The 22,288-nt window shown below is 36.1% G+C and carries 26 protein-coding genes; 24 read left to right on the forward strand and 2 right to left on the reverse strand.

The window, feature by feature from the left end; all coding sequences use genetic code 11:
• Nucleotides 1-460 precede the first annotated feature (460 nt).
• The 9 genes from I5776_RS02535 to I5776_RS02575 all read left to right on the forward strand — a co-directional run bounded on the left by I5776_RS02535 (nucleotide 461) and on the right by I5776_RS02575 (nucleotide 6,234).
• Nucleotides 461-928 (forward strand): helix-turn-helix transcriptional regulator, encoded by a 468-nt coding sequence (locus I5776_RS02535; protein WP_202778823.1) that lies wholly within the window; start codon nucleotides 461-463, stop codon nucleotides 926-928.
• Nucleotides 925-1,248 (forward strand): hypothetical protein, encoded by a 324-nt coding sequence (locus I5776_RS02540; RefSeq protein WP_202778824.1) that lies wholly within the window; start codon nucleotides 925-927, stop codon nucleotides 1,246-1,248. The genes I5776_RS02535 and I5776_RS02540 overlap by 4 nt, the downstream gene beginning before the upstream one ends.
• A gap of 196 nt (nucleotides 1,249-1,444) precedes the next feature.
• Nucleotides 1,445-1,981: a nucleotidyltransferase domain-containing protein gene (locus I5776_RS02545; RefSeq protein ID WP_202778825.1), complete on the forward strand. Its 537-nt coding sequence runs from the start codon at nucleotides 1,445-1,447 to the stop codon at nucleotides 1,979-1,981.
• Between the two features lie 308 nt (nucleotides 1,982-2,289).
• On the forward strand, nucleotides 2,290-2,859 hold the full coding sequence (locus tag I5776_RS02550) for a class I SAM-dependent methyltransferase (RefSeq protein ID WP_202778826.1): 570 nt from the start codon (nucleotides 2,290-2,292) through the stop codon (nucleotides 2,857-2,859).
• A 215-nt stretch (nucleotides 2,860-3,074) separates the two neighbouring features.
• Complete coding sequence (locus I5776_RS02555) at nucleotides 3,075-3,464, forward strand: OsmC family protein (protein ID WP_202778827.1); 390 nt, start codon at nucleotides 3,075-3,077, stop codon at nucleotides 3,462-3,464.
• 71 nt (nucleotides 3,465-3,535) lie between these two features.
• Nucleotides 3,536-4,201, forward strand: a complete 666-nt coding sequence (locus I5776_RS02560) for a hypothetical protein (protein WP_202778828.1) — start codon at nucleotides 3,536-3,538, stop codon at nucleotides 4,199-4,201.
• Nucleotides 4,202-4,241: 40 nt separating this feature from the next.
• On the forward strand, nucleotides 4,242-4,949 hold the full coding sequence (locus I5776_RS02565) for a cytochrome c biogenesis CcdA family protein (RefSeq protein WP_202778829.1): 708 nt from the start codon (nucleotides 4,242-4,244) through the stop codon (nucleotides 4,947-4,949).
• A 12-nt stretch (nucleotides 4,950-4,961) separates the two neighbouring features.
• On the forward strand, nucleotides 4,962-5,528 hold the full coding sequence (locus I5776_RS02570; RefSeq protein ID WP_202778830.1) for a peroxiredoxin family protein: 567 nt from the start codon (nucleotides 4,962-4,964) through the stop codon (nucleotides 5,526-5,528).
• 13 nt (nucleotides 5,529-5,541) lie between these two features.
• Nucleotides 5,542-6,234: a response regulator transcription factor gene (locus I5776_RS02575; RefSeq protein WP_202778831.1), complete on the forward strand. Its 693-nt coding sequence runs from the start codon at nucleotides 5,542-5,544 to the stop codon at nucleotides 6,232-6,234.
• A gap of 44 nt (nucleotides 6,235-6,278) precedes the next feature.
• Here I5776_RS02575 and I5776_RS21555 read toward each other — a convergent pair whose 3' ends face one another.
• Nucleotides 6,279-6,410, reverse strand: coding sequence for a hypothetical protein (locus I5776_RS21555; RefSeq protein ID WP_281397285.1), 132 nt, complete (start codon nucleotides 6,408-6,410; stop codon nucleotides 6,279-6,281).
• Nucleotides 6,411-6,537: 127 nt separating this feature from the next.
• Between I5776_RS21555 and I5776_RS02580 the strand changes: the two genes are divergently transcribed.
• The 10 genes from I5776_RS02580 (at nucleotide 6,538) to I5776_RS02625 (ending at nucleotide 14,492) form a co-directional block, all read left to right on the forward strand.
• Nucleotides 6,538-7,071 (forward strand): sigma-70 family RNA polymerase sigma factor, encoded by a 534-nt coding sequence (locus tag I5776_RS02580; RefSeq protein ID WP_202778832.1) that lies wholly within the window; start codon nucleotides 6,538-6,540, stop codon nucleotides 7,069-7,071.
• 2 nt (nucleotides 7,072-7,073) lie between these two features.
• The gene (locus I5776_RS02585; RefSeq protein WP_202778833.1) at nucleotides 7,074-7,493 is read left to right on the forward strand and encodes a PadR family transcriptional regulator; all 420 of its coding nucleotides are present in this window, start codon (nucleotides 7,074-7,076) and stop codon (nucleotides 7,491-7,493) included.
• Between the two features lie 24 nt (nucleotides 7,494-7,517).
• Nucleotides 7,518-8,798, forward strand: coding sequence for an FtsW/RodA/SpoVE family cell cycle protein (locus I5776_RS02590; RefSeq protein WP_202778834.1), 1,281 nt, complete (start codon nucleotides 7,518-7,520; stop codon nucleotides 8,796-8,798).
• A 132-nt stretch (nucleotides 8,799-8,930) separates the two neighbouring features.
• On the forward strand, nucleotides 8,931-9,089 hold the full coding sequence (locus I5776_RS02595) for a hypothetical protein (RefSeq protein ID WP_202778835.1): 159 nt from the start codon (nucleotides 8,931-8,933) through the stop codon (nucleotides 9,087-9,089).
• 166 nt (nucleotides 9,090-9,255) lie between these two features.
• Complete coding sequence (locus I5776_RS02600; RefSeq protein ID WP_246483886.1) at nucleotides 9,256-9,495, forward strand: hypothetical protein; 240 nt, start codon at nucleotides 9,256-9,258, stop codon at nucleotides 9,493-9,495.
• A gap of 94 nt (nucleotides 9,496-9,589) precedes the next feature.
• On the forward strand, nucleotides 9,590-10,051 hold the full coding sequence (locus I5776_RS02605) for a GNAT family N-acetyltransferase (RefSeq protein ID WP_202778836.1): 462 nt from the start codon (nucleotides 9,590-9,592) through the stop codon (nucleotides 10,049-10,051).
• 570 nt (nucleotides 10,052-10,621) lie between these two features.
• On the forward strand, nucleotides 10,622-11,395 hold the full coding sequence (locus I5776_RS02610; RefSeq protein WP_202778837.1) for an SDR family oxidoreductase: 774 nt from the start codon (nucleotides 10,622-10,624) through the stop codon (nucleotides 11,393-11,395).
• Between the two features lie 278 nt (nucleotides 11,396-11,673).
• On the forward strand, nucleotides 11,674-12,681 hold the full coding sequence (locus I5776_RS02615) for an NADP-dependent oxidoreductase (protein WP_202780640.1): 1,008 nt from the start codon (nucleotides 11,674-11,676) through the stop codon (nucleotides 12,679-12,681).
• 167 nt (nucleotides 12,682-12,848) lie between these two features.
• Entirely contained in the window at nucleotides 12,849-13,463 is a 615-nt protein-coding gene (locus I5776_RS02620) for a TetR/AcrR family transcriptional regulator (protein WP_202778838.1), read from the forward strand.
• 6 nt (nucleotides 13,464-13,469) lie between these two features.
• Entirely contained in the window at nucleotides 13,470-14,492 is a 1,023-nt protein-coding gene (locus I5776_RS02625; RefSeq protein WP_202778839.1) for a 2,3-butanediol dehydrogenase, read from the forward strand.
• 458 nt (nucleotides 14,493-14,950) lie between these two features.
• On the opposite strand, the gene I5776_RS02630 is transcribed toward I5776_RS02625, so the two are convergent.
• A complete protein-coding gene (locus I5776_RS02630; RefSeq protein WP_202778840.1) occupies nucleotides 14,951-16,315 on the reverse strand; it encodes an MATE family efflux transporter in 1,365 nt (454 codons plus the stop codon).
• Between the two features lie 451 nt (nucleotides 16,316-16,766).
• On the opposite strand from I5776_RS02630, the gene sigV reads away from it, so the two are divergent.
• The 5 genes from sigV to dnaN all read left to right on the forward strand — a co-directional run bounded on the left by sigV (nucleotide 16,767) and on the right by dnaN (nucleotide 22,281).
• Entirely contained in the window at nucleotides 16,767-17,264 is a 498-nt protein-coding gene (gene sigV, locus I5776_RS02635) for an RNA polymerase sigma factor SigV (RefSeq protein ID WP_202778841.1), read from the forward strand.
• Complete coding sequence (rsiV, locus tag I5776_RS02640; protein ID WP_202778842.1) at nucleotides 17,264-18,124, forward strand: anti-sigma-V factor RsiV; 861 nt, start codon at nucleotides 17,264-17,266, stop codon at nucleotides 18,122-18,124. Before sigV ends, rsiV begins: the two co-directional genes overlap by 1 nt.
• Before the next feature lie 269 nt (nucleotides 18,125-18,393).
• The gene (locus I5776_RS02645; protein WP_246483887.1) at nucleotides 18,394-20,403 is read left to right on the forward strand and encodes an acyltransferase family protein; all 2,010 of its coding nucleotides are present in this window, start codon (nucleotides 18,394-18,396) and stop codon (nucleotides 20,401-20,403) included.
• A gap of 217 nt (nucleotides 20,404-20,620) precedes the next feature.
• Nucleotides 20,621-21,133: an AAA family ATPase gene (locus I5776_RS02650; RefSeq protein ID WP_202778843.1), complete on the forward strand. Its 513-nt coding sequence runs from the start codon at nucleotides 20,621-20,623 to the stop codon at nucleotides 21,131-21,133.
• A gap of 20 nt (nucleotides 21,134-21,153) precedes the next feature.
• Complete coding sequence (gene dnaN / locus I5776_RS02655) at nucleotides 21,154-22,281, forward strand: DNA polymerase III subunit beta (protein WP_202778844.1); 1,128 nt, start codon at nucleotides 21,154-21,156, stop codon at nucleotides 22,279-22,281.
• The last annotated feature ends 7 nt before the right edge of the window (nucleotides 22,282-22,288 follow it).

Raw genomic sequence — 22,288 nt, forward strand, 5'->3', positions numbered from 1 at the left:
GGATTTCATAACGATGTTAGTATGATAACATCGTTTTTTTTTTGCTTGTAAAATAGCACCCTACTAAAGTGGAAAAAGTTAAATGAAGTGTATGGGACGGATTCGAGAAGGAAAGAAGGCTATACGGCTCCTCAAGTGCACGAAAAAGCGATATTCGAGAAGGAGAGAAGCTCCAACCGCTCCTCAAGTGCACGAAAAAGTGATATTCGGGAAGGAGAGAAGCTCCAACCGCTCCTCAAGTGCACGAAAAGGTGATATTCGGGAAGGAGAGAAGCTCCAACCGCTCCTCAAGTGCACGAAAAGACGATATTCGGGAAGGAGAGAAGCCAAAATTGCCCATCAAGTGCATGAAAAACCATACGAATAAATAAATAGGAAAAATATTCTTGAAACCTATTGCATGATTAGTGTAAAATTACACTAATAAGTATCGAAAGTAACTATTCGAAGGAGGTATACAATGAATAAAGAGCAAGTCATTGAGCTAATTTCAAACAAAACGAGGCTCATTCGTGTAGAAAAAGGCTATTCGCAAGAAAAGATGGCTGAAATCATAGGGATTTCTAAAAAAACGCTCGTGCAGATTGAAAAAGGCAGAACGTTAGCTGGATGGACAAATATCGTGGCCATATGTGCATTATTCAGAGACAGTGAAGTACTGCAATCAGTACTAGGAGATGAGCCCTTGGAGGTCATTGAAACGATTGCTCATAATAATGTTGATAGACCAAAAAGTAAATCAATGGGCGGAAAAGTTTGGTGGAAGGAAATTGCTAAGAAAGGGGATTTTCGCTTGCAACAAAATATGATTAGTCAGCATTATCGTATTTTGGATAATCAACATGTTCGATGGTTTAGTACATTTGATCTTGAAGAAGCTACAAGTCGTTTAAATGAGTTAACTAATGGGGGAGGAAATAACATATGAAGCCAGTTTTGTATGTAGCCTTACCTCCGTTACTTTTCTCCATTATCGGATTCATCTTTAGTTTGCGTTTTGAACTTATGGCCAGTTGGGGTCAAGATACGATGTTGTGGTATTGGGTAGGTGCAACTGCATCTTATATTTTTTCAATATTGGCAATTGTATACACCCTGTTGGCAGGAATTAAACTAACAAAGATTGATACAATGAATTCTAAATTGTCATTTACTTATTTAATTAGCTCTTTAATTAGTATATTTATCGCGATGGTAGCAATTATTTTGACTACTTTTATTATTTGCGTTTGGCAATCGAAGATATGAGGGGCGGAAAATTGAAGAAAATAGGGATTAGTATTCTCATAATCTGTTTATATAGTTTTCCATTTACTTATTTTTCAATGTATCAAGATTTTATTAATCGTAGTTAGCTTTTTGAATTTAATTCCTCAGTTTATTGTTTTGAGGATAGCAAAAAGATATAAAAGGTAAATTTGAATAGGATAAGTGGGTGATGAAAATGGACAACAAAAACTTTGATACACTAAATGAACAATCCAAGTCTCAGTTACTAGTACTTTCCGAAATAAAAGAGATATTCACTTCATTACAAGAACCATTCTGGATGCGAGGAGGATGGGCAATAGACTTCCTGCTTGGGCGGATCACTCGCCAGCATAACGACATTGATTTAGTTGCATGGGCTTATCGTCGTAAAGAGATTGAACGGGCATTAGTAGAGGCGGGATATGAACTTAAACCCGTAAGTAAATTGCAAACGGACTTTTGTAGGAATGGGGTGGATGTTCAATTTTGCTTTCTAAATCGAAATGATGATGGGCAAATAATCGGAAATGGTATACCGGATTGGATTTGGAGAGAGGATGCATTACCCACTCAACTTTTTGAACTATATCGTCTTTCGGTATTTGTAATGAGCCCACACCAATTATTAGAAGAAAAAGAAGTGTATGAACAAATAGGTCGAACACCGCGTGTGAAGGATGTTGAAAGTAAAAAGCTACTTCGAAAGATCATAGATGATCTAGTAAAATAAGAAAACTACTTAACAAATGCTTGAGGTTAAAAAAGATGAAAACAATCAAACGCGGAGTGGACGTACTCCATCTATATATGATGAAAGTCCCCGACTTCCGTTTGACAAGTAAATATAGGGAATATTTATAGTAGTGTAAGGTATAAATAAAGGGAGGATATCCTGCTTATAATCAGGCACTTTGCTTTACAAGTTTAAAAAACATAAATAATGGATTTTTAAATACCTAAGAGTAGGATAATTCCATGTTGTCACTTATATGAAAGGAATCTTATGCACGAACTAGGATGAAAAAGGAGATGTGTAGAATGGCGGGACACCGATTTAAACCTGAGAAAGCCGAAAAATTACTTGATCCTAAACGTCAGGAGTTGATTCCACCGGAAAAAGTGATTGAACTATTAGATATTCAAAATGGAGATATTATTGCGGATTTAGGCGCTGGAAATGGTTATTTGACACTGCCATTGGCGAAACAAACAAATGAAACCATTTATGCGGTAGATATTGAACCTAAAATGCTTGATCTATTAAAAGGAAGAGCAGAACAGGAGGGTTACCAAAATATTCAGTATATCCAAAGTGATTTGGAAAACATTCAGCTTGAAGACCATAGTGTAAACAAGGCAGTTATTGCGTTTGTTATGCATGAAGTACCTGATATGAAAAAAGCGATAAGTGAGTGTAAGCGTATTTTGAAAGCGAATGGGCGCTTAACCATTCTCGAATGGGAAGCGGTAGAATCTGAGATTGGTCCACCTCTTTTTGAAAGAATTCCCTCCGGTGACTTAAAACAATTTTTGCTTGAGAATGGGTTTCATTCAACCGTCGTTTCCTTGAATCAATCGGTTTATGCAGCTTCGATAGATATGTACTAACTTCGAAGAAGGCAATTTGTTATAGCTAAGGATATTGAAAATCGTCTTATTAAATGTATAGATGGTTGTATTTAACTAAAAAATAACGTAGAGGCGCTAATCGCCTCTTTTTTTTTCGTGACTATGGCCGAAATCATGGATTTATTTTTAACTCCTTAACAGTAACTTAACAATTCAATTAGATAATACAATTAAAATCATGAGGAGGGAATAAAATGTTCGAGTTTGAGTTGAAAAATGGTGTTACCCACCTTCACACACAATTTGGTGAGCTAAGCATATCGTCTGATCGGTCAAAAGGATTTAAGCCGGTTGAATTATTGGTCTCTTCTATTGTTGGATGCAGTGTTGGGATTTTAAGTAACGTACTTGAAAAAAAACGTATGGACGTTCAATCTATTCGTGTGAATACAAATGTCGAAAGAAATTCAGAGGAAGCGAATAAAGTGACGAGAATAGATCTTCACTACATTATCGAAGGCACAAACATTTCAGAGGAACAAATAAGGAAATCATTAGATGTCACATTTAAAAATTGCGGAATGATTCAATCAGTTATTGGGTCTATCCAGATGAAGGAATCGTTTGAAGTCATAAACCTATGAATGGGTAAAAGATAGACAATATATAAAGGCTAATAGTGATGCTTTTTAGAGTCATATTTAGGGGGGGAAGTATGCTCATCCAAATAGGCCCATTTGCAATATTGCTTAAATGGATACTCCTTGGAGCAGCTATTGTTATCGGGCTAGTCTATATAAAATGGTGGATGCGCCATTCAGAAAGCAACAAGATGAATAAAAAGGTATATGACCTTCTATTCAATAGTTTAATTTTAGGATTTTTCATTTGGAAGGGGAGTTTGGTCGTCCTTGAACCATCCTTAATGATGAAAAATCCTTTCTCATTACTGTATTTTACGGGAGGCAGATCCGGGATCGTTTTGGCAATCATTGGATCAATTATCTTCTTCTTTTTTAAAGCAAAGAAATTAAACATTTCTCATTTGTTTGTTTTACAATCTGTTTTTCTTTTTAGTTGTGCCGTACTATGCGGGTATCATATTTTAGCCCTTCTTTTTATTCATTTGAACAACATTAGTCATATTTTTTTGAGCTTGTTTACGATTATTATTTTATGTATCTCATTAATAAAGCCAAAAGTATTATCCCAAAAGGGGATATTCACAAGCTTAATACTATTTTTCTTTTTGAATCTTATTCTATCAATCGCTTTTGGGAAAATAGGAGAAAAAATATTTATTTTTTCACTGGAGCAGTGGTTTTATTTTTGTTCCATCATTGTTTCCCTTCGTTATTGGGACAAAACATCCGTTTATTAACACATATTGAACGATTTCGACGGAAATGGAGGATTTTTACTTGGAGAATATATCAATTTTATTTGCACTATCCGCAGGCTTACTCTCATTTTTTTCACCTTGTGTATTTCCGTTGATTCCCGCATATGTAGCACACTTAACTGATGGTACTGTTTCATCAGGAAAAGTGAAGGCAGATAAGAAAGTTTTGTTCTTTCGTTCGATTAGCTTTATCTTAGGTTTTAGTATCGTTTTTGTTTTATTGGGAGCATCTGCCAGTATTGTTGGACAGCTGTTCCTGGAAAATAAAAAGCTAATTCAAATGCTTGGTGGGCTTTTAATCATCTTTTTTGGTTTGCAAATGCTTGGGATTTTTAATTTTAAATTTTTAATGTTTGAAAAAAGTTTTATGCACAAAATAGACTTTAAGGTAACTTCTATTCGATCATTTATCCTTGGAATTGCTTTTGGATCGGGATGGACTCCTTGTGTGGGACTTGCATTATCTTCGATTTTATTGCTTGCCAGCTCGTCTGAAACAATCTATTCAGGTATGTTTTTATTATGGATATATTCTCTTGGCTTAGGAATACCGTTCCTTGTCTTATCCATGGTTGTTACATACTCACTAAAAATGGTAAAAAGGATCAATAAACTACTACCAAAGCTATCTTTAATCAATGGTTGGATCCTTATTATTATGGGTGTTTTACTATTTACGGGTCAAATGCAAAGGATTAGTTCCTATTTATCAGCATTTACAATCTGAAGGAGGGATTAAGTGTATAAAAAAATAATTGTCATCATCGGATTGGTTGGATTGATTGGCTGGGGAATTCTCGATTATACTTCATCTCCAAAGAAGGCCGTAACGACCACTCAAGAAACGCACTCAGTTAATAATAAATCCATCGAAATTGGTGTGATGGAAGGACAGAAAGCACCAGATTTTCAATTGCAAAATATTAAAGGGAAAGAAATGAAGCTATCGGAGCTTGAAGGGAAGAAAGTAATCGTAAATTTTTGGGCGACATGGTGTCCGCCGTGTAAAGCGGAAATGCCCCATATGCAAAAATATTACCATACTGCTGAAAGAAACAATGTTGAGATCTTGGCTGTGAATTTAACAACCTCGGAAAAGAATGTGAATAATATTGGGGAGTTTGTAAAAAATTACGGTTTAACTTTTCCAATATTACTTGATCAACATGGTAAAATAGGAGAAAACTATCAAGCTTACACAATCCCTACAAGTTATATTATAGATACAAAAGGAGTGATACGTAAGAAAATAATAGGTCCAATGGATAAGGAAATGATGACTGAACTAATCAGTAGTATTGATTAAAAGTGGTGGTGAGATGAATAATAGGGGAAAATCGATTCTTATAGTTGATATTGATCAAAAGATTCGTAGTTTAATAAAAGAAGAACTTGAAAGTGCCGGATTTCAAGTGTTAGAGGCAAGAAATGGGGCGGAAGCAAAAGGTATTTTTATTACATATGACCCCTGTTTTGTCATTATGGAGATAATCTTGGATGATACCAATGGTTATGAACTATGCAGTTGGATTCGCACCAAGCAGAAAAGCGAGATACCGATTGTGATTGTATCAAAATTAACTAATGATGAGGATAAAATTAAAGGTTTAAAGATTGGTGCAGATGATTATATAACGAAGCCTTTTAATTTGAAAGAACTGAGCGTAAGGGTTGAAACGGTGTTAAGAAGAACCGCTCATCGTTGTAACAAAATAACATATAGAGGGATTACACTTAAACCATTAAAAGGTGAAGTGAAATATGAAGGTATTCAAATTCCGTTAACTCTTCACGAATTTAAACTATTATACTTCTTGATGCGGCACCCGAATCAAATTTTATCTCGTTTACAAATATTGGATGAATTATATCCAAATGATAATAAATTAGTATCAGAACGGACAATTGATGTTCATATATTAAAGCTTAGGGAGAAGTTTAAACATCACATGAAGGATCGCGAGTTAATCGAAACGGTTCGAGGGATTGGTTATCGCTTTATTGCATTCTGAATGTTTATAAGTAATGCTAAATAGTAGGCCTCTAAAAATGTGGCCTATTTTTTATTGCTAAAAACGTCTGAAAGAAACAGCAACATATCGCCTTTCGGTTCAAATAAGAAGGAGAATAGCAATATAAAGGGCAATGCGACGATTAAACCAATGATCCTTGCAACTTTAAAAATCAATTGAATCCCTCCCTGTTAAATAGAAATACGGTTTAAATTACAATTGGTTTGTTTATTTTAAAATTTATTTATAAAAATAAACTTTATGAACGGATGTGTCGTCTAAAAATAGAAGGGGGGTTAGGGTGTGGAAGAGATAGTAGTGGAAAATTTGGAGACGAGAAGTAAGGAATATGTACTTGATGAAATAATGAAACAATATGGACAGGAAATTTTACAGCTCACCTATTCCTATGTGAAAAATAGAACCGTTGCGGAGGATTTAACCCAGGAGATATTTGTAAAATGCTATCGCTCTCTTCATACATATAATCAAAGGGCCAAACTGAGAACTTGGTTATGGCGTATTGCCATTAATCATTGCAAAGATTATTTGCGAAGTTGGTATAACAAACATGTTGTTGTAACCGAGCATGAATCGGAAACCATTGGAACATCAAAAGAAACGGTAGAACAAGCTGTAATTAAAATGGATGAGGATGAAAAATTAGCCTATGAAGTGATGAATCTACCAGATAATTACCGAGAAATTATCTACCTATTTTATTTTGAGGAAATGCGACTTAAGGATATTGCGGAGGTGACTGGTGTAAATGAAAATACGCTGAAATCACGACTTAAGCGTGCCAAAGAGCTGTTAAAAGTACGATTGGAGGAGTAGAAATGGAAGAACAATTAAAAAGGCTTCGCAAATCGATGAAAAAGAATACATTTCATGAACTTAATTTTAATGCTCGGCTTCGAGAAAATATCCTCCATGAAATCAAAGAGGAAGAAGAAGCGGAGGAAGATATTTTTCTTGCCTTGATGCAATTACTTGTTGTAGAAAAGTCAGGGTATGAATTAATAAGTCTTTTACGTAGCAGAGGAATGAAAAAGTTCGAAAACAATGAAGGTTCCTTATATATGATGTTGCATCGACTGGAACATACAGGTTACCTGCAAGCGAGATGGAATAACTCGAACGTGAAGCTTTATTGCCTAAATAATAAAGGACATAGATGGCTTCGAAAGGCTGAAAAGAGCAAGCATACTGACGGTATGTTTATAAAAAAGGCACCGTTTTTAAATGTTGAATTTTAAAAGGATATAGAAAGGTGGGAAAACATGAATGATCACAAACATTCCTTTTTGCAAGAAGTGACAGAACAAATCAAATCGAAAGAGGCAAAAAAGTTTATTAAGCTGGAGTTGGATCATCATATCCAACATGCAAAAAATGACTGGATGCAAAAGGGATTAACAGAGGATGAGGCGGAAGAGAAAGCAGTAGTGCAAATGGGAAGTCCACAAATGCTTGGGCAGCAATTCAATAAGCTTCATCGACCAAAGATTGATTGGCTGCTGTTGATCCTGCTAGGTGTGACTTTGCTTTTAGGATTTATGCCGCTTTTATCGGTCGCGATTAAAGGATATGCTTCGAATGATCCACTTTTATTGAAGAAGGCCATTTTTATTGTGTTGGGAGGGGTGATTGCAATTGGAATTATGTTAGGTGATTATCGAAGGTTAAAAAATCTCGGTTTATATTTTTTTAGTTTTGGGATGGGAATTCTTTTTCTGCTTTTCTTTATAGGTGATGTGTTTAATGGAGTCTATGTTTATCATTTGGGACCAGTGTGGGTGGATAGTACGGTCGCAATGCCGTTTTTTATTATTGCTTGGGCTTCCTTTTTACAAAATGATCATTTCAATTATTGGAAGATTTGTATTCTGTTCATCTTTTCCGTAATACTTTTTCTTCCAGTTGGAGGCATCCCTTCTTTTTTTCTTTATGCCATCATGGTGTTCATTATGCTGCTTTGGAGTGGACGTGATATTAAGAAAACTCTCATCATGGCTGGTGCAGGAATCATTAGTGTTGGAATTGCTGGTATAGTTGTTTTTCCATCCATAAAGCCATATCAGCTTAGTCGACTAACTGGATTTTTACAACCGGAATCCTACCCTAATTCGGCAGGATATATCTACTTGCGAATGAGAGAACTACTAGCAGATGCTGGATGGACCGGTCACTCTGTTTCAAATCCTAAGCTGTTTGATTTTGAACCGCATACTGATCTGGTCTTTGTTAGCTTAACTTACCATTATGGATGGATTTTTGGTATTGGGTTAATGAGTGTTTTACTGTTATTTGTTGGAAGAATGCTTGGTGTTTTGAGAAAAATCAATGATTCATTCGGAAAATTGCTCGTGTTTGGAGCAATGATCCTGTTTACTATCCAGGTAGTATATAATATCGGCATGTCGCTCGGCTTACTTCCGATCACCTCCATGTCCTTGCCATTTATCAGTTACGGTTTTATGCCGGTTGTGCTAAATGCGATAATTATTGGAATTGTTTTAAGTGTTTATAGGAGAAAAGATTTGATTATATCTGTTATGTAATACGCTTCTTAGGGAGGCGTTTTTTTATATAAATTTTTTGTTAGTTGGTATTTTTTGTTAAAAAATCACTTCGAATCGTTTTAAAGAAGTTTTTATTCGTGGAATGTTCTTAAAAGAGCATGGTACGAGAAGATGAGTAGCGAAAAGCAGGTACCAAGTGCACGAATCCGTTCGATGCGGGAAGATAAAGAGCAGAAATCAATCCCAAGTGCACGAATCCACACGATGCGGGAAGATAAAGAACGGAAATCAATCCCCAAGTGCACGAATCCGCTCGATGCGAGAAGATAAAGAGTGAAAATCAATTCTCAAGTGCACGAATCCGCGCTCAATATGGCAAGATAAATTCCGCAATGCCAGCACAAAATACCCGACTCCGAAATATACAATCAAAGGGAGGAAATTCCCCCGTTAAAAAGGAATATATATACAATAATAAGCGAACGAGGAGAGAGGGATGGGCATGGGTTTCTATTGGGCCGGACTCTTATTTTGGGTATTATCTGGAGCTTACTTATTTCTGTTTATCGGTGGACTGCTGGCAAGATCGTGGAGGGCGTTGGTTGTTAGTGGACTTGTGGTGATTTTGCCATCGCTTTACTTTTTCGGTGCGGAAAATTGGTTAAGACTTGCAATTTTGCTGCCTTTTCTTTCTTTTATCTTGGCTTATTTAGTGAGAAAAAAGACGGCTGTATAAAATTGAGAAGTCATTTAAGTTTGTTATCTATTCCATGGTTGGATTACTAAGTTGAAATATAATCCTGATTTTTAGGCAAAAGAGGCGAACAAATATGAAAATAAATCGAACAAATGATTTCGAATTAATTGCTAAGTTGAATAAGCATGTACACGATTTGCACATAAAGTTATATCCTGAGCACTTTAAAGAATATAACTTTGAAGAGATGAAGGCTTTCTTTGAAAGTATTATTGATATAGAGGAATTCGTTTTTCTTTTATTGGAAGAAAATGAGCAGCCTTTAGGTTATGCGTGGATCGAATTAAGAGAGTATCCGGATAACCCCTTTAAAAAAGCGTATAAATCTGTATATGTGCATCAAATTAGTATTTCGGAAAATCAAGGTAAAAAAGGTTACGGGTCTAGATTGATGGATGAAATTTGTAATATTGCACGAAAAAATGGGATTAATAAAATTGAATTGGACTATTGGTTTAATAACGAGATAGCAAAAAGCTTTTATAAGAAAAAGGGATTTGTAAAATACCGTGAATTTGTTTACAAAGATATTTGAATTTAATGCTAGCTTTATATTTCGAATAATAAATAAAAGTGATGCAATTGTACTTAAGCACAAAGAACATAAGATTTCGTAGCACTGAATAACAATATAATTAGCAGACAAAAGCTTTCGTTTTTTTCTAAGCTTTTGTCTCTACGGTGTTTTTTTATTTAATTACAGGAAAAGTTGTACAAGTTTATTAGACGCTAAATCGTGTTTAATAAATAAGCGGAGAAATTCCTCTTAATTAAGAAATAGCACTGAAAATAACTTGAATAGACGGAGGAATTCCGACTATTAACTCGAAAAACGTGAAAATGGGTAATTTGGATTTGCTTAATCGGAAAACCTCCGCCTATTTACCCTTACCCGGGCTCTATTCTGCTGTTTAACCGGAAAATATCCGCTTATTTTGCTATCTTTAGTTGATGAAAAAACGTACCTAAATAAAAAAGTCAACATAGCAATTAGCATGTTGACAACAACAATTGTCAAAATGTTTTTAGGCTGCGATTTTATTTGCTAATTAAAGTAGTAATATCACATTACTTATGAAAAACTATGTTCAAATGGGGGAAGAAAATGAAGGATTTATCTGGGAAAATTGCAATCGTCACTGGGGCTAGCCGCCGTGATGGGATTGGTGCAGCGATTTGTTTAGAGTTTGCTCGTAGGGGAGCAGATGTATTTTTTACCCATCTTCGCCAATATGATCGGCAAATGGAGTATTACATCGAGGAAGACTTTCCAATGGAGCTTGAGAAGAAATTGCAGGAAATGGGTGTACGGGTCGGTTCGTTAGAGGTTGATCTTAGCCTACCAGATGGACCTGTGAATCTATTAAATGAAGTGGAAAACCAAATAGGTTTGCCTTCGATTCTAGTGAATAATGCGACATATAGTATTGATGTAGATTATAAAGCAATGACAACGGAGATTCTGGACCGTCATTACGCTGTGAATGTTCGTGGAACGTGTATGCTAACTGTGGAATTTGCGAGACGAATTGAAGGAAAGCACGGTGGCAGAGTGATTAATCTTGTTTCGGGTCAAGATAAGTCACCGGAACCGGGCAACTTAGCTTATGTGACGACCAAGGGGGCGATTTCAACATTTACGAAGACGATGGCCTTAGAGGTTGCGAAACACCATATTACTGTTAATGCAGTTGACCCAGGTCCTACCGATACGGGATGGATGAGTGATAAGTTAAAAGAGCATTTATTGCCAAAATTTCCGATGGGGAGAATTGGACAACCTGATGATGCTTCTCGTCTTATCGCCTTTTTGGTCAGTGATGAGGCGAAGTGGATCACGGGGCAGATTATTCATTCGGATGGGGGATTTTGGGACTAAACATGAAATAGGGACCGGGGAAATTAAAAGTGACAAGCAGGGCGCAGTCACTTTTAATTTCCCTCTTTTGAATGCTTACACTAAAGTGGATACTTCAAAGCAAGTTTGACCAAAATATAATACTGTGAAAAACCTTGTTCATTGACAATGAAATGAACAGGAGTATACTAAAAGTTGAACGGTTGTTCAAAACAATTGTTCAAAAATAATGAATGGGATGCATCTATTAAATAGAACGGATCATCCTTTTGTTGAATGGAGGAGTAATATTGAGTCAAATGCAAAAACAAATTCAACTTGCAAAACGCCCGATTGGAACGCCTTCGATGGAGGATTTTGCTTTTATTGAAGCACCAATTGGAACACCGTCAGATGGTGAAGTACTGATCCGTACCGTATATATTTCAGTTGATCCATACTTACGTGGAAGGATGCAGGACGTAAAATCGTATATTCCTCCATTCCGATTAAATGAGGTCATTACAAGTGGAATCATCGGTCAAGTAGTAGAATCAAAATCGGAACAGTTTGCTAAAGGTGATGTGATCATTGGCACCCTTGGCTGGCAGGAATACTCGATTGCGAATGAAAAGGAGATTCGCAAAATTGATGCGACGCTGGCTCCTGTAACCGCGAATCTAAGTATTATCGGAATGACAGGATTAACCGCCTACTTTGGTTTGCTTGATATTGGACAACCAAAGGAAGGAGAAACCGTCGTTGTTTCAGGAGCCGCTGGTGCAGTGGGATCGACCGTTGGACAAATTGCGAAGATAAAAGGGGCGCGTGTCGTAGGGATTGCCGGTACGGAAGAAAAATGTCGTTACCTTTTAGATGAACTTGGATTTGATGCAGTAATTAATTATAAACAGGAAGATGTTTCTAGTGCATTAGAAAAAGCATGTCCGAATGGAATCGATATCTATTTCGATAATGTGGGCGGCTCTATTTCTGATGCCGTATTCCCACTCCTTAACAAGTTTGCTCGTATTCCGGTTTGTGGGGCAATTTCTTCCTACAATAAAGTGGAGATGGATATGGGTCCTCGTGTGCAAACTGCGCTTATCAAAACAAGTGCTCTTATGAAAGGATTTACCCTAGGAGATTATTCAAGTCGATTTAAAGAAGGTGGCACCGCGCTTGCTACATGGTTAAACGAAGGAAAACTTAAATATGAAGAAACCATTACCGAAGGATTCGACCATATTATCGATGCCTTCCTTGACCTATTTAAAGGGGCAAATCTCGGAAAGCAACTCGTCAAAGTAGCGGATATTGAAGAATAATTGGTGAACCCCATTTTTAATACAATGTTGTGATAAAGGTTACTATCTACCTTTAAAACTCAATTTTTTGAGCGTTTCCCCAGGCGCAATTTCCCTTAACGTTCGCGGAAACAGAAGTGCCTGGAGGGAAAATCAACAATCAAGTTTAACGGGGCCTTTATAAAATAATGAAAGGGCTGAGTCAATTAATACAGAGCAAAAGTAATGCAAAAAATAAACTTGTACGTGATCAAATTCTAAAAGCAGCGAAGCAGCTATTTGCGAAAAAAGGCTATGAAGGGACAACTGTCAGACAGATTTGTAATGAAGCAAATGTTTCGTTGGCTCTCGTTTCGTATCATTTTGGAGGAAAGGAAAACGTCTTTTTCGAAGTGTTCGAACCGATTAGACAATTGTTTGCGAATATGAACTATGATTTATCTGATTCGTTAGGTGCCCTGAAAATATTTTGCAGGCAGTTTGTTATTTTTAGAAATGAAGAACATGAATTAATTAGTATTTTACAGCAAGAGTTAGTAATGAATAGTCCAAGATTAGAGAAGTTGACAGATGTATTTATCCCTTCCTGGGAGCAGCTTCGGTTAATTTTAAAAAAGTGCCAAGATGAAAACACGATCCAATTTCCCTCAATCGATCTAGCTGTGAATTTTGTGATGGGCACATTGATGTATTCGTTTAATATTTCATTTTTAAACCGGGCACAATCGGAATTGTCTTCTGAAGAGGTAGCAGATCTTGCTGTAACCTTTATTATTAATGGACTGACTATGGGAAAGAGGTAAGGAAAGATGAAAGCAGCAAAAATATATGGAGCAAAGGATATTCGAGTGGAGGAAGCGGAATTACCTGCACTTGAAAAAGGTATGGTGAAAGTAAAAGTTGAATTTGCGGGCATTTGTGGAAGTGATATGCACGAGTATTTAGCTGGAACTTATCCAATGCGTACTCAACCTGTTTTAGGTCATGAATTTTCGGGAGTCGTAGTGGAGGTAGGTGAAGGAGTAACCAATGCAAAGGTAGGAGATCGGGTAGCTGTTGAGCCACTTATTCCTTGTGGGAAATGTGATAATTGCCAAAGAGGTTTTGTGAATTTATGTACAGAGCGTCAAGGATATGGATATACGGTTTCAGGTGGATTTGCCCAATTTGCGGTAGTGAAGGAAGAGAATATTTTTCATTTACCTGAAAACATGAGTTTAGAGCTTGGCGCATTAGTTGAGCCAACTGCTGTTGCGGTTCATGCTGTTCGTCAAAGTCAATTAAAGCTTGGAGATACTGCAGCAATTTTTGGCGCGGGCCCAATTGGATTATTGTTGTTACAAGCTGTTAAAGCAGCGGGAGCAAGTGAGACGTTTATCGTGGAAGTATCTGATGAACGCCGTCAAAAAGCATTGGAACTTGGTGCTACACATGTGATCAATCCAATTGATACAGATGCAATTGCCTTTATCCGTGAACAAACAAATGGTGGTGTAAATGTAGCTTTTGACGCAGCAGGTGTACAAGCTACATTTACAAGTGGCGTAAGCTCCGTGCGCCCAGGCGGTGAATTTAAGATCGTCAGTGTATGGGAAAAACCAGTCAATTTTGATCCAAATATGATTGTAAGAACGGAAGCGAAAATCAGTGGTTCTTATGCATATGTTCGTTTATTCCCGGAAGTCATTCGCCTGCTTGCAAGTGGTGTCATCGATGGCAACGCCGTCATTACAAGTCAAATTGCATTAGATGATATCGTAGAAAAAGGCTTCGAAAAGTTAACAGAAGATCGTGCTCAATGTAAAATTTTAGTGAACATGAACCTTAATTAACCGTTCAATTTTCAATTTAACTAGGAATATTTAAAAATACTATCTCGTAAAACCAAAAGAAAACGACGAATTCATTTTTGAATTCGCCGTTTTTTTTTGAAAGGTAAGAAAGAAATTTTATAGGATTAATGTTCCTAATAAATATCTGCTATGTCTAGCTCCAGCGCCTATCGACTAGAAAACTTCAGGACTTTTCCCTACGATAAGTCAACATCGATTTGCCTTGCATCACCCGCGTTTCCTTTATCTCAGTCAAAGTCCCGTAAGTCTTTTACGTCGATGAGCAAGGCGCTTGCGCTTTTCTTAAAGAATAGTATTGATAGCTTCTATTAATATGCCTTGTTATAAATAATTCATTTTATTTCTAGTAGATTTTCGTAAACTAGTAAATAAATTCTAAAGCAACAAAGTTTACGAAAATCCCTAAAGTGAATTAATAACGATAAGAATTCAAAAAATCATCTTGTTTCTTTCCGTCTGAGAAGCTGTTTTACCCTAATAGTAAACAAGATACAACAAGTAGTCGCAGCGCAAAAATCCGCAATGGGCTCCGCGATAATAACAGCATTAGCTTTAGGACTAATAAAAGTAGGCAGTAAAAAGACTAACGGAATGAGCAAAATAATTTTACGTAAAACAGCGATGAAGATTGAAACTTTTGCCTGTCCGAGAGCGACAAATACTTGTTGCAATGCTAGTTGTATTCCGTAAATGCAGGTCCCTAGAAAGAATACTCGCATGAGTCTTCCTGTTAAGGCAGTAAGCTCGGAATCCTCGGTGAATAGTCTAATGGGAAGCTGCGGAAGAAAAATGGCTACACTCCACATCAGCAATCCGAGGGTGGCGCAGATTATAATACAGTATTTAATTGTAGCTTTAACCCGTTGAAAATCACGAGAGCCGTAATTATACCCAATAATCGGTTGTGCACCTTGAGCAAAGCTTGATAATGGAAGGGAAAATAATTGCATTAGGCTGCACATAATTCCAATTGCCCCAACGTACAAGTCTCCGCCATATTTAGCAAGAGAAGTATTGAATACAATTTGGATCAAGCTTTCTGTCGATTGCATGATAAATGGTGAAAGTCCTAGCGCAAGAATACCGCCAACTACTTTAAGATTGATGGTCATATATTTCCGCCGCAGACGTAAATAACTTTGGTTTGAGGTAAGAAAATATACTACCCAAACAGCAGAAAGTGTTTGTGAAATAATCGTCGCGAACGCTGCGCCTTTTACACCCATATCCAAAGTGAAAATAAAAATCGGATCAAGAATGGTGTTGCAAGCGGCACCTACACACACTGAGATCATTGCCGTTTTAGCAAACCCTTGTGCAGCAATAAATTGGTTCAATCCTAGTGAAATAAGGACACTAATTGTTCCAAGTAGGTAAATGCCTAAATAGGAATCAGCATAAGGAAGCGTTTGTGGACTTGCCCCGAATAAAACGAGCAGCTGGGATTTAAATGGTAATAATATAGCGGTTAATACGACTGATAGTATTAGTAACATGAAGAGACAGTTCCCCATAAGTTCTTCCGCTTTTTCCTTTTTTCCTTCCCCTAATTTAATGGAAGCGAGTGGAGCACCTCCAAACCCAATAAGCATGGCAAAGGCCGAGATTGCCATTGTAATCGGAAAGGAAATCCCAAGACCCGTTAAAGCAAGTGTTCCTATTTCAGGCATTCTCCCGATAAACATACGATCAACGATGTTATAAAGTGCATTTATGATTTGAGCAGCAATCGCCGGAACTGCAAGTGACAGCAGTAGTTTTGGAATACTTTCATTTGCAAATCGGTTATTTATATTTTTCATATCATCTTCCTTTACTGTTAAACAAATAATTACTTTATTTCAATATAATGTAAGTAAAAAGACACAGAATGATCCTTTTACATTTGATAAAATCGCGAAAAATACAGAGCTCTATACTTACTTATATTATATCATATTATTAATCTAATAAAAGGAGATTAATATGAATTTAAACAGCGATTTTAAGGCGTCTATATATCCTATTTTCAGGTGTAAAAATCATTTTAATGGTAGAGTGTGTTGTTTTGTTAAAACTCCATATATGTGAAAATGAGGCCATTTAGAAGGTGTCTAAAATTAATTTGAGAAGGGGATAGAAATATTCAAAATGAAGTCCAATCGAGTAAGGAAAAGGATTACTAAAAATTGATTTAGTAACACAAACTATTTACTGTAGAGTAACGTCTATTTTATGAAAAACGTATTTAATTAAAAGGAGTTTTATCATGAAATGAGGAAAAAAGATGCACATGCATTATTAGTAACATGCATCACTGAGCGCAAAGAGGACTTTTATCGTCTAGCGTTTAGTTATGTGAAGAATCAAGAAGATGCATTAGATATCGTGCAAGATTCCATACATAAAGCACTTATTCATATCGAATCAATTAAAGATGTTCATTCCATAAAAAGTTGGTTTTATAAAATTGTCGTTCGTACATCAATTGATTTTTTAAGAAAGAAAAAGAAATTAGTTTTTGTAGATAATCAAATGATGGACTATATGAACCATGGAAAAGAAGAGGTATATAAAGATATTGATCTTCATAATGCCTTAGATGAATTGCCTGTTCAATATAAAACGGTCATCATTCTGCGTTTTTTCGAAGACCTGAAAATTGAAGAAATTGCTGATATTGTTGATGAAAATATTAATACTGTAAAAACACGTTTATATAGGGGATTAAAGCTCTTACGTATGTCAATTTCCGAAGGGGACTTAGAGTGATGGACAAGAGATTAGAAACGTTAAAAAAGGAATATGAGGATATACCGATTCCTAAAGAGTTAGATGAAGTAATATCGAAAACGCTGCGACAAAAAAGAAACAAGAAACGCATATATTTATGGCCGATTAGTATCGCTGCCGCTGCTATATTATTTACAGCAACCGTTAATCTAAGTCCACATGCAGCAGAAGCAATGTCTAAAATTCCGGTTGTTAAAAAGATTATAGAAGTTATCACTTTTAATCGGTTTAAAGAAGAAAGAAATACTACTAGCATTGATGTCAAAACTCCAGCGATCTCGGGTTTGAAAAATAAACGATTAGAAAAAAACATAAACAAAAAGTACGTGAATGAAAGCAAGAAATTATATGAGGAGTTTACAAGGTCAGTACCTACGAAAAAAGGGGAAAAAGGACATCTTTCTATTTATAGCGATTATAAGGTCGTAACGGAAACCCCTATTATACTATCCGTTCGTCGTGATATTGAAAAGATACAAGCATCAGGATATATTCAAAAGCAATTCGTGACAATTGATAAACCAAACGAAGTCTTATTAACTCTCAAAGGTTTATTTAAGAATGATCAATATATAAAGGTAATTAGCGAAAACATTATAGAACAAATGAAACAACAGATGGAAGCTGATTCGAATAAAATCTACTGGATAACAAGTGAGGATATGGAGCCCTTTAAGCAAATTAAGCCGGATCAGGAGTTTTATATAAATAACCATCATCAACTTGTCATTTCTTTCGATGAATATGATGTAGCACCTGGCTATATGGGGGCGGTGGAATTTACCATTCCTACAAAACGTATTTCAAAAATCCTCGTCGGTAATAGGTATATATACTAAATAGTGAATTCGGGGAAAACTCCATGGAGTTTTCCTTTTATTTGTACTATAAATCTTTCTATAAAAAAATACTTTTTTTTTGAAACTAAATGATTGGGTGGTTGCGTCTATTAGCGGAACGAAAAAATAAACATTACTAAATCATTTCATCCTATTCCGCAGGGATATTTATAGAAGAAAGATGGTTGGAAGAACAGCAGCTTAGGAAATTGTGAATTTAGTTTGACAGACATCATGAAGAAATACGACAAAATGAGGAGGACTTTAAAGTGACACAGAAACACCGATATATTCCTGGGTTAGATGGGCTTCGAGCTTTCGCCGTATTATCCGTTATGGCCTACCATTTTAACTTTAGCTGGGCGAGTGGAGGTTTTCTTGGAGTTGATATTTTTTTTGTTTTATCCGGTTATTTAATTACATCTATTGCTTTACCTGCCCAAGGGAATCAACTAGATCTTAACTTGCGTGATTTTTGGGTTAAACGTATCCGACGATTATTGCCGGCGGCATTTACTATGATTATTACCACTTTTGTGTGGGTTGTGCTGTTTAATCGTGAGTTGCTAAACACTGTACGCGGAGATGCCATATCTTCTATCTTTTATACTAGTAATTGGTGGTTTATTTTTCACAAACTTTCCTATTTTGATAGTTTCGGGTCACCATCACCTTTAAAGAATTTATGGTCATTAGCGATTGAAGAACAATTTTATATCTTATGGCCAATCGTTTTAATCGCGGGATTTCATGTGTTTAAAAAGCGGAGCAGCTTCTCAATTCTTGTGTTTGTTGGCGTCATATCTTCGGCTATTTTAATGGGATTATTATATCAGCCGGGTGATGATCCTAGTCGTGTATATTACGGTACAGATACACGCTCTTTTGAATTATTTATCGGATGCTTGCTTGCCTTTCTTTGGCCAATGAAAAGACTTTCTACTAAAAATCTTCCAATTAAATTTCAAAACATATTAAATATGACGAGTTTCATAACATTAGGTATTCTTGTTCTTTCCGTCGTATTTTTAGATGAATATCAATCATTCCTTTATCGGGGAGGAATGCTGCTCATTTGTTTGAATACAGCTATTCTAATCGCATGTATTTGCCATCCAAGCTCATTTTTAGGGAAGCTGTTCTCTTGGAAACCACTTCATTGGATTGGCACAAGATCGTATGGAATCTATCTTTGGCATTACCCTGTTATCGTTTTGGGTACACCAGTTCAAGAAATTGGAAATCCGGTATATTGGCATGTCGGTTTACAAATTGTCATTACCCTTATCATTGCTGAGCTTTCTTATTGCTATATAGAAGTGCCGATTCGAAAACGAGGATTGCGACCTTTTCTCCAGCAGTACCTCTCTTTTAATATTTTTAAGTGGAAAAGCGCACCTAATGTAAAAAAGATATCAACGGTGCTCTCGGTGTTCCTGCTTCTTGTATTTACAGCCGGTATCACTGGAATGGCAGAGAGTAATAATGAAAAGAAAGAGCTGGATACTCCAACTGAAATTAAATTAAATAATGAAACGAAGGCAGACGAAAGCAGTCATTCCGAAATCATTTCTGAGGAAAACAAAGGGAGTTCTCGGAAGGATCAACACACATTAAAGAAAAATAACAAGGAAGAAGGAAAAGACGATATAAATGACAACCGTAATGATGAGCTAGAAGTAACACAAAAAGTAGAGGATAAAGTTGAGAAAAAAGAAGAAAAGATAAAAGTACAAAAAGCTGATAAAAACAAAGTAACATCTCTAAATGACAAGAAGGAAGAAAAAACATTAGCTACTACCAAGTCTTATAAGAAAGTATTGGCTATTGGAGACTCAGTGATGTTAGATATCGCAATAAACCTGCACAAAAAGTTTCCTGCCATCACCATTGATGGCAAAGTAGGAAGACAGATGTCACAAGCTATTCAACTTGTACCCACCTATGCGAATTTTAATCAGCCAGAAAATGCGATCATCATTGAATTAGGTACAAATGGTTTTTTCACTAATGATCAATTAGATTCATTACTTCATTCTTTTTCGAAAGCTCAAGTTTTTTTAGTGAACACTCGTGTACCACGTCAATGGGAAAGCAAAGTGAACACTGCATTAGCAAACAAAGCACAAGAGAATGATCATATTACATTGGTTGATTGGCATGCTGAAGCGATTAATCATCCGGAATATTTCACTCATGATGGAGTGCATTTAGAGCCTAAAGGGATAGAAGCATTAACATCTCTTATCGATAAGACGATAAAAGCTAGTATTCAATAGAACGTTATTGATTAATTGAAGAAATAGGTCGAGAAATTGTGCAAACACAACATTAATGAGGATGAAGAAAATCACTTATATGTCCATATGGGTGGTTTTCTTCTTTTTATATTAAGTGAGAGGAAGTAGTTACCAGTGGTTTATCGAATTTACCGTAAAGAGGATTTTGAAGAGGAAGGTCGAAAAGATATATATACTATTGTAAAGTGGTGGGGAAGTGTCGACAGTAATACCTAACAAAATTCATATTATAGGTTCAGTTGGTAGTGGCAAAACAACATTAGCCCAATCTTTATCCGAGAAATTAAATATACCATTCTACGAATTGGATAATATTGTATGGATTAGAAAGAAATCCGGTGATGTGAGAAGAGAGGAGAAGGAAAGAGATCGTTATCTTAGCGATATCGTAAGGTCTGACACTTGGATTATCGAAGGTGTTCATCATACATGGGTTTGTCCGAGCTGGGAAAGAGCAGACTTAATTATCTTTCTGGATACGGATTATTCAATAAGGACGTATAGAATCATTAAACGATATATACGACAAAAATTGGGTCGTGAGAAAGCGAATTATCAACCGACGTTTGACATATTTAAAAAGATGTTCGGTTGGAACGCTTATTTCGAAAAGAAAAGCAAACCTGAAATCATGGAGCTTTTAAGACCGTATGAGGAGAAATTGCTTATTTTAAAAGATAATAGAGAAATAGGGAAATATTTTAATTGATGGTCTAAAGGGGTGTTGAGATGGAGTTTATTATACATAATGACTGTTTTAATAAGGCGATTTCAGAGGTGCGGAAAGGAATTTCTTCGAAAACGCCTTTGTCCATTTTAATGGGTATTAAGATAGTCGTTAATAAGGAAAGTGTTATTTTAATAGGAAGCAATTCGGATATCATAATTGAAAAAAGAATCCCGCTAATGATTGATGGAGTAAACGTTGTGGAAATTGTCGAAACAGGAAGTATTGTTATTCCGGCTACCTACTTGAGTGAAATCGTTAAGAAATTACCTTCTAATATACATATAAAAACAAATGAAAAACAGTTGATAACAATTCAATCCGATGAAATTATTACACATATCAGTGGATTGAATGCGGATGATTATCCACGACTTCCAGATATTCAGCACAACATTTTTGTAAACATAGGAAGTAATGAATTAGTTGAACTGTTTAAGCAAACGATGTTTGCAGCCTCATCAAATGAAATGAAGCCTGTTTTGACAGGGGTTCATATGACGTTTTCAGACGATAAGCTTGTTGTTGTTGCGACAAATTCACATCGTTTATCAAAAAGAGAAATTTGCATGAAGATGGGTGTGAAGGCCTCAATTATTGTTCCGAGATCAAGCTTACAGGAGCTTGCTAAGTTATTTGCTGATTCAGATGAAATAAAACTATTCATTTCTAATAATTATATTGTCTTTCAGTCAAAGGATATTACCTTATATTCGAGGCTGATTGATGGAGTGTATCCGAATACGACCGGACTCATACCGAAGGAGTCAAAAACAAGGATTAGATTGAACACCAATCAATTTTTAAAAGGAATTGATCGTGCTTGTTTGTTTGCAAGCGAATGGAGAAATAATAATGTGAACTTAACGATAGTAGAGGGGGATAAGTTAAAGATTTCGTCGTTGGCCTCGGAAATAGGAAAGATTGAGGAAACCCAATTGATGCGATCAATTGAAGGTGAGAAAGAGCTAAGTATCTCCCTTGATGGAAGTTTTTTAATGGATGCTTTAAAAATAATTAATGAGGAAGAGGTAATGATTCACTTTGGTGGATCAATGAGTCCGATACTCATCCAACCGGTCGGCAATCCATCGTTCTTGCAACTTATTTCGCCGGTTCGGACATATTAAAAGGGGG

It is taken from the genome of Heyndrickxia vini (genome assembly GCF_016772275.1).
Lineage (GTDB): Bacteria > Bacillota > Bacilli > Bacillales > Bacillaceae_C > Heyndrickxia > Heyndrickxia vini.